General features: G+C 73.4%; 4 protein-coding genes. 3 read left to right on the top strand and 1 reads right to left on the bottom strand.

The annotated features are described in order from the left end of the window. Positions 1–87: 87 nt before the first annotated feature. From IE244_RS10495 to IE244_RS10505, 3 genes are read left to right on the top strand one after another with little or no spacing between them, the layout of a single operon-like run. Complete coding sequence (locus IE244_RS10495) at positions 88–6,435, top strand: protein kinase domain-containing protein (protein WP_191872746.1); 6,348 nt, start codon at positions 88–90, stop codon at positions 6,433–6,435. 49 nt (positions 6,436–6,484) lie between these two features. After that, on the top strand, positions 6,485–9,448 hold the full coding sequence (locus IE244_RS10500) for a DUF8741 domain-containing protein (RefSeq protein ID WP_191872748.1): 2,964 nt from the start codon (positions 6,485–6,487) through the stop codon (positions 9,446–9,448). After that, positions 9,448–13,620: an Eco57I restriction-modification methylase domain-containing protein gene (locus IE244_RS10505; protein WP_191872750.1), complete on the top strand. Its 4,173-nt coding sequence runs from the start codon at positions 9,448–9,450 to the stop codon at positions 13,618–13,620. The genes IE244_RS10500 and IE244_RS10505 overlap by 1 nt, the downstream gene beginning before the upstream one ends. Before the next feature lie 142 nt (positions 13,621–13,762). Here the strand turns inward: IE244_RS10505 and IE244_RS10510 are convergent, their stop codons facing one another. Then, positions 13,763–15,418, bottom strand: a complete 1,656-nt coding sequence (locus tag IE244_RS10510; RefSeq protein ID WP_191872752.1) for an N-6 DNA methylase — start codon at positions 15,416–15,418, stop codon at positions 13,763–13,765. Positions 15,419–15,485: the final 67 nt, after the last annotated feature.

Genomic DNA, 15,485 nt, shown 5'->3' on the forward strand with positions numbered 1-15,485 from the left:
GGCGTGAGCCTCGTCAACACGTGAAGGTATACGCTCCTGGCGGGGACGTAGCGGGAGGTGCCCGCCTTGCACGCGCCGGGAGGGCCAGTGGGCGTGGAGACGGTCGACGGACGGTTCCGGATCACGGGGATCCTGGGGCGCGGGAACATGGGCGAGGTGCACCGGGCCGAGGACCTCCGGGCCGCACCGGACTCCCCGCACCGGGAGGTCGCCGTCAAGACCGTGCTGCGCGGCCGCACCGCTGCCTCCGACGACGCCTCGGGGCCCGGCAAGGAGATCGACCGCTTCCGGCGCGAGGTGCGGATCATGCGCATGCTCTCCCGGGGCCACCCGAACCTCACCCTGCTGATCGACGGCGGCGTGGACCGGACGCCGGGCGGCCGCGGCCTGCCCTACCTGGCCATGGAGTTGCTGGACGGCCATCCGCTCACGGACCTCGTCGACGAGGAACCCCAGCTCCCCGTCTCCTGGGCCGCCGCCGTCGGGGCGCAGATCGCCGCCGGCCTCGCCGCCGCGCACACCGCCGGGATCGTCCACCGCGACCTGAAGCCGGCCAATGTGATGCTGACCCGCGACGGCACCGTCAAGATCCTCGACTTCGGCATGGGCTCGGTCGTCGGCGACCCCGAACAGACGCGGCTGACCAGCACGGGCGTCGGTGTCGGCACCGCCCGCTACATGGCACCGGAGCAGTTCCGCGCCGAACGGGTCCTCGCCCCGGCCGACCTCTACGCGCTCGGCTGCATCCTGTACGAGCTGCTGATCGGACGGCCGCCGTTCACGGCCGGAACCGCCTACGACCTCTGCGAACAGCACCAGCGCGCACAGCCGCCGCGGCTCACCCTGGTGCGCCCGGACCTGCCCCGCGAGCTGGTCCGGCTGGTGGACCGCCTCCTGGAGAAGGACCCCGAACTCCGGCCCGAGAACGCCGCCCTGGTGCGTGAGGCGCTGGTGCCGCTCGCCCTCGCACCGGACGGCACGGCCGCCCTCCTGGCCCCGCACTGGCAGGCGACGGACCCGGTGGCGCGGCTGCACGCCCTGCTCCCCGAGCCCGCCCCGGCCGCGCCGGCACCCGTGCCGCGCAGGGAGCCCCGCCTGCCCGAGGCGATGGATGTCTTCGGCATCCATGCCGGCCTGATCAGCGAGTACGAGAGCTTCACCAGGAGTGCGACGGTGATCCGGGACGCCCGGATCGCCGGTTTCGTCGAGGACGACCTGGCGGCGAAGTCGCAGTGGCCCGACCCGTGGCTGTCACTGAACCCGTTCTTCGCGGACGGCGGTCAGGTCACCGACCTCGTGCGGGACGGCGTGCTGCACCCCCGGTGCGCGGAGATCTTCCAGGCCGGCAAGACGGAGACCTCGGCGCGCCCGGACGGCCGGCCCCTGACCTTCCACCTCCACCAGCGGCAGGCGATCGAGGCCGCGCAGGCGGGCGACTCCTACGTCCTGACCACGGGCACCGGTTCGGGCAAGTCCCTGGCGTACATCGTCCCGATCGTGGACCGCGTGCTGAGGGAGCGTCAGGCGGCGGGGCCCGGCGCGGGCGGCCGGGTGCGCGCGATCGTCGTCTACCCGATGAACGCGCTGGCCAACTCGCAGCTGATGGAGCTGGAGAAGTATCTGCGGCACGGCTTCGGGGCGGGCCGCGAGCCGGTCACCTTCGCCCGCTACACCGGCCAGGAGTCCGACGAACAACGCCGGGAACTGCGCCGGAACCCTCCGGACATCCTGCTGACCAACTACGTGATGCTGGAGCTGATGCTGACCCGGCCGGACGACCGGTCCAGTCTGATCCGCATGGCCGAAGGGCTGCAGTTCCTCGTCTTCGACGAACTGCACACCTACCGGGGCCGGCAGGGTGCGGACGTGGCGTTCCTGATCCGCCGGGTCCGTGAGGCCTGCAAGGCCTCCGCGACCCTGCAGTGCATCGGCACCTCGGCGACGCTGTCCACCGAGGGCTCCTGGGAGGACCGGCAGCGCGAGGCGGCCAGGGTCGCCGGCCGGCTCTTCGGTACGACGGTGCTGCCGCAGCGCGTCATCGGGGAGACCCTGGTCCGGGCGACCGGGGAGGCCCCCGCGACCGTGCCGGCCGAGCGGCTGCGCGTGCCGGCGGCGCCCCGCTCGTACCAGGCACTGGTGGCGGACCCGCTGGCGCGCTGGGTGGAGTCCCGGTTCGGGCTGGAGCGCGAGGGGGGCACCGGGCGGCTGCGCCGCTGCGCCCCGGGCACGCTGGAGGCGGCCGCGGCCGAGCTCGCCGCAGGGTCCGAGGTGGCCGAGGAGAGCGTGCGCGAGGCGATCCGCGCGACCCTGGAGGCGGGGGCGCAGGCCAAGCATCCGGTGACCGGACGGCCGTTGTTCGCGTTCCGGCTGCACCAGTTCCTCTCCAAGGGCGACACCGTCTACACGACGCTGGAGGACCCGCTCACCCGGCCGCTCACCCGCACCTACCAGCTGGAGCAGCCGGACAGCGACGGAAAGCCGCTGTTCCCGCTGGCGTTCTGCCGTGAGTGCGGCCAGGAGTACCTGACCGTCTGGCGCACCGGGGAGGGCGGCGCGTTCCGGTACGAGCCGCGCCGGGACACCTCCGCCTCGGGGGGCCGCGACGGCGAGGGCTACCTGTACCTGGGCATGCCCGGCGAGGACTACGAGTGGCCGGCCGATCCGCAGAAGGCCGTGGACGACAGACGCCTGCCGGAGTCGTGGCTGGAGCCGGACGGGCAGGGTGTGACGGCCGTCAGGAAGTCCTACCGCCCGCGGGTGCCCCAGCGCGTCGTCGTGGACGCCCACGGGAACGAGTCGGGCGAGGGGCTGGTGGCGGCGTTCGTCCCGGCGCCGTTCCTGTTCTGCGTGCACTGCCAGGTCTCCTACGAGCAGACGCGCGGCCGGGACTTCGCCAAACTGGCCACCCTGGACCAGGAGGGGCGTTCCTCCGCCACCTCGCTGATCTCCGCGTCGATCGTGCGGTCCCTGCGGGCGGTGCCCGAGGAGAGCCTCGGCAAGGAGGCGCGCAAGCTCCTCACCTTCGTCGACAACCGGCAGGACGCCTCGCTGCAGGCCGGGCACTTCAACGACTTCGCCCAGGTGACGCAGTTGCGCGGCGCCCTCTACCAGGCAGCGGTGCGCGCCGGTGAGGAGGGGCTGCGCCACGACGATCTCGCCGAGGCCGTCACCGAGGTGATGGGCCTGACGCCCCGCGAGTACGCGGCCGGCACCGACCTGGCTCCGTCCATGGAGCGCCGGGCCACGAAGGCGTTCCGGGACGTCGTGGGGTACCGCCTCTACCGCGATCTGGAGCGCGGTTGGCGCATCACCATGCCGAACCTGGAGCAGACGGGGCTGCTGCGGATCGGCTACGAGGATCTGGGCTGGATCGCCGCCCACCCCGAACGCTGGCAGCCCGCGCACGCCGCACTGCGCGACGCCGATCCAGCACTGCGCGAGGAGGTCACCCGGACCTTGCTCGACTTCATGCGGCGCGCCCTCGCCATCGATGTGCAGTACTTCCGCGACGACTTCGACACCTTGCAGCGGGCGAGCGAAGAGCGCCTGACCGGGCCGTGGGTGCTCGGCGAGAGCGACCGGCCGGCCGTCGGCACCGCCTATCCGTACGGCTCACGGCCGGGGATGGAGCGCTCCGCGCTGTTCCTGTCGGCCCGCGGCAAGTTCGGCAGGTACCTCCAGCGGAACCTGCCCGGACTGCGCCGCCTCGCCCTGGAGGACGTCCAGCGGGTCATCGAGGACCTGCTGAAGGTGCTGCGGGACGCCGACCTGGTGCGCGAGGTGGAGGCGGCCCCCGAACGCTCCGGCCCGGCCCACCGCCGTCGTACGGCGGCGAAGCGCACCGGCTACCGGGTGTCGGCGGCCGCCCTGATCTGGCGGGCCGGCGACGGCGAGCGCGGCGCGGTCGACCCGCTGGCGCGCACCTACACCAGCGGCGAGGGCCCGCGCGTCAACCCGTTCTTCCGGGACCTGTACCGGACCGCGGCCGCCGAACTGGCCGGTCTGGTCGCGCGGGAGCACACCGCGCAGGTCACTCCGGAGGACCGGCTGGAGCGCGAGCGGCAGTTCCGCGACGCCGAACTGCCCCTGCTGTACTGCTCGCCGACGATGGAGCTGGGCGTGGACATCTCCTCGCTCAACGCGGTGCTGATGCGCAATGTGCCGCCGACCCCGGCGAACTACGCCCAGCGCTCGGGCCGGGCGGGCCGCTCCGGCCAGCCGGCCCTGGTGACCACGTACTGCGCCACGGGCAACAGCCACGACCAGTACTACTTCCGCCACTCCCAGGACATGGTGTCGGGACAGGTGGCGCCGCCGCGTCTGGACCTCGCCAACGAGGATCTGGTCCGCTCCCACCTGCAGGGCATCTGGCTCGCGGAGACCGGCGTGAAGCTCGGTACCGCGGTCCCGGACGTCATCGACGTCGCCTACGACCCCGACGGCGGCGACCGCCCCGATCCGCGGATGCCGCTGCCGCTCCTCCCCCACATCCGTGACCTGTCCCTGGACGAGGACGCCCGCGGGCGGGCGGTCGCCGCCGCGCGCACCGTCCTCGCCCCGCTGATCGCGGACTTCCGCTGCACCACCTGGTGGTACGACGAGTGGATCGAGGACCGGATCGAGCGGGCCCCGGAGGAGTTCGACGCCTCCTTCGACCGGTGGCGGGACCTGTTCCGGGCGGCCGTCATCGACCAGTACGAGCAGAACAGGCGCGTGGTCGACCACACCCTGTCCCAGGGGGAGCAGAGCCGGGCGCGCACCCGGCGCCGGGAGGCCGAGACCCGGACGAACCTGCTGCTGAACCGCTCCGTCGACAGCAAGTCGGTGATGAGCGACTTCAATCCGTACCGCTATCTGGCGTCCGAGGGGTTCCTGCCGGGCTACAGCTTCCCGCGGCTGCCGCTGGCCGCGTACATCCCGCGATCCGGCAACCGCCGCAGCGCCGACGGCGACTATCTGCAGCGTCCCCGGTTCCTCGCGATCCGCGAGTTCGGCCCGGGTGCGCTGATCTACCACGAGGGCGCCCGCTACCAGGTCACCCGGGTGCAGCTGCCGCCGGACGCCTCGGGCGACCTGGCGACGACCGAGGCCAGGCGCTGCGCCGGCTGCGGCTACCACCACGCCGTCAAGCCCGGCACCGACACCTGCACGATGTGCGGGGCGGAACTGCGGGGCAAGCGCACGGGCCTGCTCCACCTGCACACCGTGTACACCACGCCGCGCGAGCGGATCTCCTCCGACGAGGAGGAGCGCCGCCGGGCCGGCTTCCGCCTGGAGACGTCGTACGCCTTCCAGGACCACGGCTCCCGCAGGGGACGCCTCACCTCTCACGTCACCGACGCCGGCGGTGCGCCCGTCCTCGACCTGGACTACGGCGACTCGGCCACCGTCCGCATCACCAGTCTCGGCCGCGTCCGCGCCAAGGAGGGCGAGCCGGACGGCTACTGGCTGGACCTGGGCGACGGCCGCTGGCTCAACGACCGGGCCGCCGCCGACGCCATCGAGGACGCCGGCATGCCGGTGGTCGACGAGGACGGCAACGACAAGCGCCGCAAGAAGCGGGTCCTGCCCTATGTGGAGGACCGCCGCAACATCCTCGTGGTCACCCTGGACGAGCCGCAGCCCGAGCCGGTGGCCCTGTCGTTCCTGTACGCGCTGGAGCGGGGCATCGAGGCGGCGTTCGAGCTGGAGGACTCCGAACTGACCGGGGAGCTGCTGCCCCCGGACGACGGTCCGCGCGGCCGCATGCTGTTCACGGAGGCCGCCGAGGGCGGAGCCGGGGTGCTGCGCCGGATCCAGCACGACAGGGACGCCCTCGCCCGGGCCGCCCGGACGGCCCTGGAGCTCTGCCACTTCGACCCGGACACCGGCGAGGACCGCGGCGGGCCGGCGGACGACGAGAAGTGCGCCCGCGGCTGTTACGCCTGCCTGCTGACGTACGCCAACCAGACGCACCACCGCCGGCTGAGCCGGCACGCGGCCCGCCCGCTGCTGCTGCGGCTGGCCGGCGCCCGTACCGAGCGGGAGGACCGCGGCGAGTCCCGCAGCGAGCGCTTCCGCAGGCTGGCCCCGGCGGCAGGTCCCGGGAAGACCGCGTCCCGGAGCACCTCGCCGACCCCGGTGGAGACGGACCTGGCCGCTCTCGTCGCGGCCGGCGACCTGCTCGGCTGGCTCAGGGCGAAGGGCTACCGGCTGCCGGACGAGGTCCACACCCTCGTCCCGGAGGAGGAGGCGTGCCCGGACCTCGTGTTCCGGCTCGACGGTGCCCGCCTCGCCGTGTTCGTCGACGTACCCGGGCGTGCGGCCGCCGTCGGCCGTGACATCGAGGCCGGGTACCGCCTGGAGGACGCCGGCTGGGACGTGCTGCGCTTTTCGACGGACGCGGACTGGGACGCCATCGCCGACCGCAACGCCGCCTACTTCCGCCTCCGCTGACCGCCCCGACCACCGCCGACCACCGCCGACCACCAGGAACCGAGATCTCATGAGCCTCACGTACACAGCCGGCTCGCTGGTCGCCGCCCGCGGCCGGGAATGGGTGGTGCTGCCCGAGAGCGCCCCCGACATGCTGGTGCTGCGCCCGCTGGGCGGGAGCGAGGACGACATCGCGGCCGTCTTCCCCGCGTTCGAGGACGTGCGTGCCGCCGAGTTCGCCGCGCCGAGCCCGGCCGACCTGGGTGACCAGCGGGCCGCCGGTCTGCTGCGCACGGCGCTGCGCATCGGGTTCCGGTCGGGTGCGGGGCCGTTCCGCTCCCTGGCGTCGATCGCCGTGGAACCCCGCGCCTACCAGCTGGTCCCGCTGCTGATGGCGCTGCGGCAGCGCACCGTGCGGCTGCTGGTCTCGGACGACGTCGGCATCGGCAAGACGGTCGAGGCGGGGCTGATCGCCAAGGAGCTGCTCGCGCAGGGCGAGGCGACCGGGCTGGCCGTGCTGTGCTCCCCGGCACTGGCCGAGCAGTGGCAGAGCGAGCTGCGGGAGAAGTTCGGCATCGACGCCGAACTGGTCCTGGCGTCCACCGTGTCGCGTCTGGAGCGGGGCCTGGAACTGGGCCAGTCCCTGTTCGACAAGCATCCGTTCACGGTCATCTCGACTGACTTCATCAAGTCGGCCCGGCACCGCGAGGACTTCGTACGGCACTGCCCCGACCTGGTGATCGTCGACGAAGCCCACACGTGTGTGGCGGCCGACGAGGCCGGGCCGGGCGGCGCGTCCTCCTCGAACCAGCTCCGCCACGCCCTGCTGCGGAGGATCTCCGCCGACACCGACCGTCATCTGCTGCTGCTGACCGCGACCCCGCACTCCGGCAAGGAGTCCGCGTTCCGCAACCTGCTCGGCCTGGTGCGGCCCGAACTGGCGAACGTGGACCTGGAGTCCACGGCGGGGCGTGCCCGGCTCGCCGAGCACTTCGTGGCCCGCAAGCGCGCCGACGTCCGCGACTACCTCACCAAGGAGAACGGCCTCGCCGACGACTCCCTGGCCGAGCGGACCGCCTTCCCGGCCGTGCGCTGGACGAAGGACGAGCCGTACAAGCTGACCCCCGCCTACCGGGCGCTGCTCGACGACGCCATCGGCTACGCCAGGGACCGCGTCGAGGCGGCCGGGGAGCAGGGCGAGCGGGAGGCCCGCATCGCCTGGTGGTCGGTGATCGCGCTGCTGCGCTCGATGGTCTCCTCGCCGGCGGCCGCCGCGCAGACGCTGAGGACCCGCTCGGAGTCCGCCGCCGCCCGCACCGCGCGCGAGGCGGACGTGCTCGGCGCCCCGGTGGCCGCCGACTCCGCGGACAACGACCGGCTGGAGGGCATGGACGTCGCGCCGGGTGCCGCCGAGACGGAGGACGGGGGCGCCCGGCTGCGGGCACTGGCCGAGCGGGCCGAAGGGCTCGTCGGGCCGGCCGAGGACGCGAAGCTGAAGGCGCTCACCCGGCATCTGAAGAACCTGATCGCCGACGGCTACCACCCGATCGTCTTCTGCCGCTACATCCCCACCGCCGACTACCTCGCCGAGCAGCTCGACGGAAAGCTCGGCAAGAAGACGAAGATCGCCGCCGTGACCGGCACCCTCTCCCCGCAGCAGCGCCTGGAACGCATCGAGCAGCTCGCCGCCGAGTCCGCCGAGGAGGCCGCCGAGGAGGCCGTCCGCCGCGTGCTCATCGCCACCGACTGCCTCTCCGAGGGCGTCAACCTCCAGCACCGCTTCGACGCCGTCGTCCACTACGACCTGGCCTGGAACCCGACCCGCCACGACCAGCGCGAGGGCCGCGTCGACCGGTACGGGCAACGGCGCGACGAGGTCCGTGTCATCACCATGTACGGCGAGGACAACGGCATCGACGGCAAGGTCCTGGACGTGCTGTTCACCAAGCACCGGCAGATCAAGAAGGACCTGGGCATCTCCGTCTCCGTCCCCGACGAGACCGCCTCCGGCGTCACCGACGCCGTCGTGGAATGGCTGCTGCTGCACGGCCGGCAGGGCAGCCAGGAGAGCCTGTTCGAACTGCCCGGGCACCAGGAGTCGTTCGACCGGATCGAGCGCGAGTGGACCTCGGCCGCCGAGCGCGAGCGGACGTCCCGCTCCAAGTACGCCCAGCGTGCCATCCACCCGGAGGAGGTGGCCCGTGAGGTCGCCGCCGTACGGGCCGCGCTCGGTGGCGCCGCGGAGGTCCGCGGCTTCGCCCTGGAGGCGCTGCGGGAGCTGGACGCGCTGGTGCGCGAGGCGCGTGACGGCACCGGGGACTTCACCGCACAGGTCGGCGGCGCCCCGGCCGGGCTGCGGGACGCGCTCGCCGCCGCCGTCGGCGGCCGGCTCGTCGAGGAGGACCGCGAGATCCCGTTCCGCACCACCGCGGCGATCGCCCGCGGCGAGGCGGCTCTGGTCCGCACCGATCCGGCGGTCGGCGCCCTCGCCTCGTACGTCCTGGACTCCGCGCTGGACGCGCGCACCCCCGGGCCCCGTCCGGCCCGCCGCTGCGGTGTGGTCACCACGGACGCGGTCGCCACCCGCACCACGCTCCTGCTGGTCCGGTACCGCTTCCACCTCACCCTCCCGTCCCGCACCGGGGAACGGCAGCTGGTCGCCGAGGACGCCCGGCTGCTGGCCTTCGAGGGGATGCCGTCGCGTGCCCGCTGGCTGGACGACGACGCGGCCACCGCGCTCCTCGCGGCCCGTGCCACCGCCAACACCCACGAGCAGCTGGCCCGCAACCACATCACCCGCGCCCTGGACGGTCTGCCGGACCTGACCGCGCACCTCACCGGGTACGGCACCCGTCTGGCCGCCGAACTCGACGCCTCGCACCGCCGGGTCCGCAGGGCCAACGAGGAGATCGTCCGTGGCCTGAAGGTCGTCCCGCAGGAGCCCGCCGACGTCCTCGGCGTCTACCTCTACCTCCCGCAGCCGCCCGCCGCGCCCGTCTCCCCCGCCGCCACCGTGTCCGGAGCCCAAGCCTGATGCCCGCCGCCCCTCGCACCGCCCTGGCCTTCACCGCCGTCACCACGGTCGGCGGCCTGCTCCCGGCCGACATCCTGCTGCGCATCGCCGAGGCACGGAACCTGCCGGGCACCCAGCCCGCCGACTACGGCCTGCCCGCCTCGGTGCCCGTGCGCGAGGAGGCCGAGCGCGCCTGGGAGTACCTCAAGCCGCTCTGGCGCGACCTGCGCGCCGCCCTGCCCTCCGACCCGGTCACCGGAGCGCCCGCCGCCGACCCCACCGGCCGGGCCGGCAGCGACTGGCTCGCCCAGCTCTTCCGCAAACTGGACTTCGGCGCGCTCACGGAGGTCGGTACGGACGGCATCCCGGCCGACTCGGATCCGGACAAGCGGTTCCCTGTCTCGCACCGCCACGGCCCGGCGCTGGTCCACCTGATCCCCTGGAACCAGGAGCTGGACAAGCGCCCGGCCTCCGGCCAGGTCCCGGCGCAGTCGATGCTCCAGGACTGCCTCAACCGCACCGAGGCCCATCTGTGGGCGGTCCTCTCCAACGGCCGTCGGCTGCGCCTGCTGCGCGACTCCTCGTCCTTCGCCACCGCCGCCTACGTCGAGTTCGACCTGGAGGCCCTCTTCGACGGTGAGCTGTTCAGCGAGTTCGTGCTGCTGTACTGCGTGCTGCACGCCTCCCGGTTCACGGTGCCGCAGGGGGCGGCGGCTTCCGCGTGCCGGCTGGAGAAGTGGCGTACGGTCGCCATCGAGTCCGGCAGCCGGGCGCTCGACCACTTCCGCGACGGCGTCCAGGCGGCCCTCACCGTCCTCGGCACCGGGTTCCTGAGCCACCCGCACAACACCGCGCTCCGCGAGCGCCTGGACGTCCACGCCTTCCAGACGGCGCTGCTGCGGCTCGTGTACCGCATGATCTTCCTCTTCGTCGCCGAGGACCGGGACGCCCTGCTGGATCCCGGGGCGGACGAACGGACCCGCGAGCGTTTCGCCCGCTACTTCTCCACGGCCCGGCTGCGCCGCCGTGCCCTGCGCCGCCTGGGCACGAACCACGACGACGAGTACCGCGCCCTGGAGCTGCTGATCGAAGCGCTGGGCTCCGAGGATGGCCGCCCCGAGCTGGGTCTGCGGGGCCTCGGCGGCCTCTTCGACAGCGCCCCCGCCGACGGGCCGCTGCGCGGTGCGCGGCTGGCCAACCGTCATCTCTTCGAGGCCGTCAAGCAGCTGGCGCGGGTGCGCGACGCGGGCTCCGCCCGCTGGCGTCCCGTCGACTACCTGCACATGGGCGCCGAGGAACTCGGCTCGGTGTACGAGGCGCTGCTGGAGCTGGTGCCGAAGCACAGCGCCGCCGACCGCACCTTCGAACTGGTCGACCGCATCGGCAACGACCGTAAGAGGACCGGCAGTTACTACACCCCGAGCGCGCTCACCGAGACCCTGCTCGACTCGACGCTGAACCCGGTGATGGACGACGCCGTCCGGCGCGGGCAGCGGCGGGCGAGCGCCGAGGGGCGCCCCGAGGCCGACACGATCGTCGAGGAGCTGCTGTCCCTCACGGTCTGCGACCCCGCCTGCGGGTCGGGCCACTTCCTCGTGGCGGCGGCCCGCCGTATCGCCAAACGCGTGGCGGCCGTCCGTGAGCGCAACCCCGAGCCCACGGCCGGGGCCGTGCGGCACGCCCTGCACGAGGTCGTCGCGCGCTGCGTGTACGGCGTGGACCTCAACCCCATGGCCGTCGAGCTGGCCAAGGTCTCCCTCTGGCTGGAGGCCATGGAGCCCGGCCGCCCCCTCGGCTTCCTCGACTCCCGCATCAGGCACGGCAACGGCCTCGTCGGGGCGACCCCGGCCCTGCTGCGGGACGGCATCCCGGACCGGGCGTTCAAGAAGGCCGAGGGCGACGACGAGGCCTGGGCGCGGTCGCTGCTGCACCGCAACGCCCTCGAACGCGGGGGTCAGGGCGGCCTGTTCGACGTCGAGACGGAGACGAAGGTCGCCAACGCCTCCTTCGCCCGCGGGCTGCGCCGGATCACCGCGTCCCCGGCCGACAGCCTCACCGACGTCCGCCGCAAGGAGGCCGCCTACCGCGACTGGTCGACCTCGGCCGAGTACCTGCACGCCCTGCACCTGGCGGACGCCTGGTGCGCGGCGTTCGTGTGGGTCAAGCGCGAGGACGCGCCGCCGGCCGTCACCCACAAGGTGTTCCGGGGGCTGGAGGACCCCGGGGCCGACGCGGCGCCACGCTCGACGCACGACGAGATCGTGCGTCTGCGCGACCAGTACGCCTTCTTCCACTGGCACCTGGAGTTCCCCGAGATCTTCCGGGTCCCGGAGGACGGCGACGCGTCGGCCGGCCCGGGCGCGGTCGACCCGGTGACGGGGTGGGCCGGCGGGTTCTCGTGCGTGGTGGGCAACCCGCCCTGGGACAAGGTCGACTTCGAGGACAAGAAGTACTTCAGCGTGGTCGCCCCCGAGATCGCGGAGATCTCCGGCACTGCCCGCCGTACCCGCATCGCCGAGTGGGAGCGGGAGCATCCGGAGGCCGGCAGGCGGTACCGGGAGGCGCGGCGCGCGGTCAAGGGGACGTTCCACTTCGCGGGGGACTCGGGGGTGTTCCCGCTGTGCGCGAAGGGGCTGACGGTCAAGGGGGTCAACTCCCTGCAGACGGACACGCTGTTCGCCGAGCGGATGGCGAGCGTGGCCGCCCCCGAGGGGCGGTTCGGTCTGATCCTGCCGACGGCGGTCGCGACCGGCGCGGGCTCCCAGTACCTGTTCGGCGACTTCACCCGGCGGGGGGTCCTGGCGTCGCTGTACGACTTCGAGAACCGCCGCCCGAAGTCGCCCGCGCTGCCCAGGGGCGGCAAGTGGTTCGAGGGCGTGGACTCCCGCTACAAGTTCTGTCTGCTCTCCCTGACCGGCCGCGCCGCGCGCGCGGACGCCAGCCGCGTCGGCTTCTTCCTGTCCGACATCACGGATCTGGAAGACCCGCGGCGGCTGTTCGCCCTGGACCCGGAGGACCTGGCCCGGATCAACCCGAACACGGGCACGCTCCCGGTGTTCCGCACGCAGCGCGACGCGGACATCACGGCCGCCGTGTACCGGCGGCTGCCGGTGCTGTGGCACGAGGGACGCCGGGACGGCAACCCGTGGGGCATGGCCTTCAAGCGCCTGTTCGACATGACCGACGACTCCGACCTCTTCCGCGGCCGCGAGCGGCTCGAAGGCGAGGGCTGGGAGCTGCGGGGCAACGTCTTCGAGCGGGGCGGGGAGCGGATGCTGCCGCTGTACGAGGCGAAGATGGTGGACTTCTTCAACCACCGGGCCGCCGACGTGGTCAAGAGCCCGACCGCCGTCACCCGTCAGAACCAGCCCAGGTACCTGTCCGCCGAGGAGCTGCGGGATCCCGGGCGGCGGGCGCTGCCGCTCCACTGGATCCAGCGCGACGGCACGGTGCCCGCCCGCCGCAACTCCAGGGACGTCCACGTCAAGGGGATCGAGCCGCGTCTCGCCGAGGAGGGCTGGGACCGCGACTGGCTCTGCGGCTGGTGCGACGTCACCGCCTCGACGAACGAGCGCACCGCCATCCCCGCCTTCCTCCCGCGCACGGCCGTCGGTCACAAGTTCCCCCTGATGATGCCGCGCGTGGCCCCTTCCCTGGTCGCGGCGCTGGTCGCCGCTCAGTCCTCCCTGGTCTTCGACTTCATCAGCCGCCAGAAGATCGGCGGCACGAGCATGGGGCTCTTCATCTGGAAGCAGCTCCCCGTGCCCACACCCGACGCCCTCGCACCCCATCTGCCGTTCCTTCTCCCCCGTGTCGTGGAACTCGTCCACACCGCCCACGACATGACGCCGCTCGCCCGGGACCTGGGTGACGAGGGGGGACCGTTCCGGTGGGACGAGGACCGCCGCGCGCAGCTGCGCGGCGAGCTGGACGCGTACTTCTTCCATCTGTACGGCATCTCCCGCGAGGACACCGACTACGTCCTGGAGTCCTTCCGGACGGAGTCGGGCGGGCTGAGGAACAACGAGATCGCCGCGTTCGGCGAGTACCGCACCAAGCGTCTGGTCCTCACCGAGTACGACCGCATGGCCGGCGCCGGCCTGTCCCTGAAGACCCCGCTCACCGAGGCCGGGTCCGGCACGTACCGCTCCCCCCTCACCCCACCGCCCGGCCGGGGCCCCCGTCACAGCTGATCCCGGAAGGTCACCCATGCCGCAGCCCGAGCGCCTTCCCGGCACGCCCGAGTTCCGACTCAAGCTGCCCAAGGAGCCCGCGCTGCGGCTCGCCGTGACCGCCCCGCCGCAGGGGCCGTGAGACGCCGGCGGGCCGAGGCCCTCACTCCCGCGGCGTCAGGCCCCCCGTGGCGAGGCCCTCACGGGCGACTTCGGCGAGCCGCCGGCTGAGCTCGTCCACCTTGCGCACACCGTCCTCGAACGCCGACAGGGCCCGGAAGGCGGACCCGTACCGACGCTGATCGTCGATGCCCATGCGGGGGATGCGTGAGCCCCTGGCGTCGGGGCGGTGGGTCCCGCCGGTGCTCGTGGACCGGCGCGCGTGGGCGGAGTTGCGCAGGAACCCCCGCAGGTAGTCCGTGTCGAGCTGGTCGCTGGCCGAGACCGGCTCCGGACCGTCGTAGGCGACGAGTCCGGCGCGGGCGAGGTCCGCGACGCTGGTGGTCGCGCCGTCCAGTGAGCCCGCTCCGTCGCCCGGCCCGAGCTCGGGCAGGAGGGCGGCGAGCCGGCGCAGCTCGTCCCCCAGTTCCCTGCGCAGGGCGGCGTACTCGTCGGGGAAGTCGCGGTGCCGGGCCCGCAGATGGCTGCCCGGGGTGAGGTCGACGGTGTCGTCGAGGAGCTCGATCAGCGGCACGTCGGCGACCTGGTCGGGACGTGGTTCAAGGGGCCCGTCGGGAGCGTTGCCGGTGAGGTCGACCATGCGCACGGTGTGGTGCGTGTCCGCGCCTGCCCCGTTCTCGGGGCGCCGCAGACACCACAGATGGACCGGCAGGGCGTGCGAGGTCGCCGTCCCCGGTGGCAGAGCGACCACTTGGCGCACGATGCCCCGGCGCACGAGCTCGGCCCGGATGCGGCGGCCCGCCCTGCGGTAGGCGACCGAGGCCGGCATGACCATGAGGACGTGGCCGCCGCGCCCGGTGCGCGCGTAGGCGTGCTGGAGCCAGGCGAGTTCCCCCTCGGCCTTGGACGGGGTCCCGAGCTCCCAGCGGGCGTCGAGCAGCAGTTCCTCCCGTCCCCACTCCGTCACGCCGGCCGGCGGGTCGCAGACGACCAGGTCCGCCCTGAGCTCCGTCCAGGTGTCCGCACGCAGGGAGTCGCCTGCCACGATGCTCGCCCGCGGCCGGCCCAGGAGGCCGGCGCGGAGCTGCGCGAAGCGGGCGTTGTCGGCGTCCGCCTCCTGGCCGTGGCAACGCGTCCCCGCACCGGGGGCGACGGACAGGAGCAACACCCCGATGCCGCAGGCCGGATCGAGGACGGTGGCGCCGGCGGGCAGTTCGGGAGCGAAGTGGCACACGGCGCGCACCACCCGCTCGGAAGTCACCTGGTCCGATCCCGCCCGCCGGGCGGAGTCCATGAAACGTTCCGTCAGCCCGTTCACCAGGTCGACGGGCGCCGCGGTGCGGGCGAGCTCGCGCACCCGGGCGGCCACGTCGTCCGGCAGTCCCGGCGCGTCCTCCCCGGCCAGCACCGCGGCCACCCCCGCCAGGCCCGCGGCCATCTGCTCCCCGTAGGCGGCCCGCAGCGCCTGCCACAACTCGGCCTCGGGGGACACCTCCTGGCCCTTGCGCTGCCGGTCCAGCCATTCCTGGACCTCGGTGAGCGCGTAGAGCGGACTGTTCGCGGCTCCTCCCGCCGGCGCGGGGAAGTCGTCGTGGCGCCGGCGCCAGTTGGAGACGGCGGCCCGGGTGACTCCGGCCAGCCGTGCGATCTCGGCACCGGTGACAAGAGGGCCGGCCGGGGAGGCGCCAGTGTCCGTCATGGGCCCAGCGTACACGCGCCGTCACCATCTCCCGGGGAGCCGCCCGTTGACAACGTACACAGACCGG

The organism is Streptomyces filipinensis, from assembly GCF_014649495.1.
Taxonomy (GTDB): domain Bacteria; phylum Actinomycetota; class Actinomycetes; order Streptomycetales; family Streptomycetaceae; genus Streptomyces; species Streptomyces filipinensis.

Excerpts from the sequence above, each read along its gene's own strand:
- IE244_RS10500 (WP_191872748.1), top strand. The coding sequence starts at position 6,485 with ATGAGCCTCACGTACACAGCCGGCTCGCTGGTCGCCGCCCGCGGCCGG.
- IE244_RS10505 (WP_191872750.1), top strand. The coding sequence starts at position 9,448 with ATGCCCGCCGCCCCTCGCACCGCCCTGGCCTTCACCGCCGTCACCACG.
- IE244_RS10510 (WP_191872752.1), bottom strand. The coding sequence starts at position 15,418 with ATGACGGACACTGGCGCCTCCCCGGCCGGCCCTCTTGTCACCGGTGCC.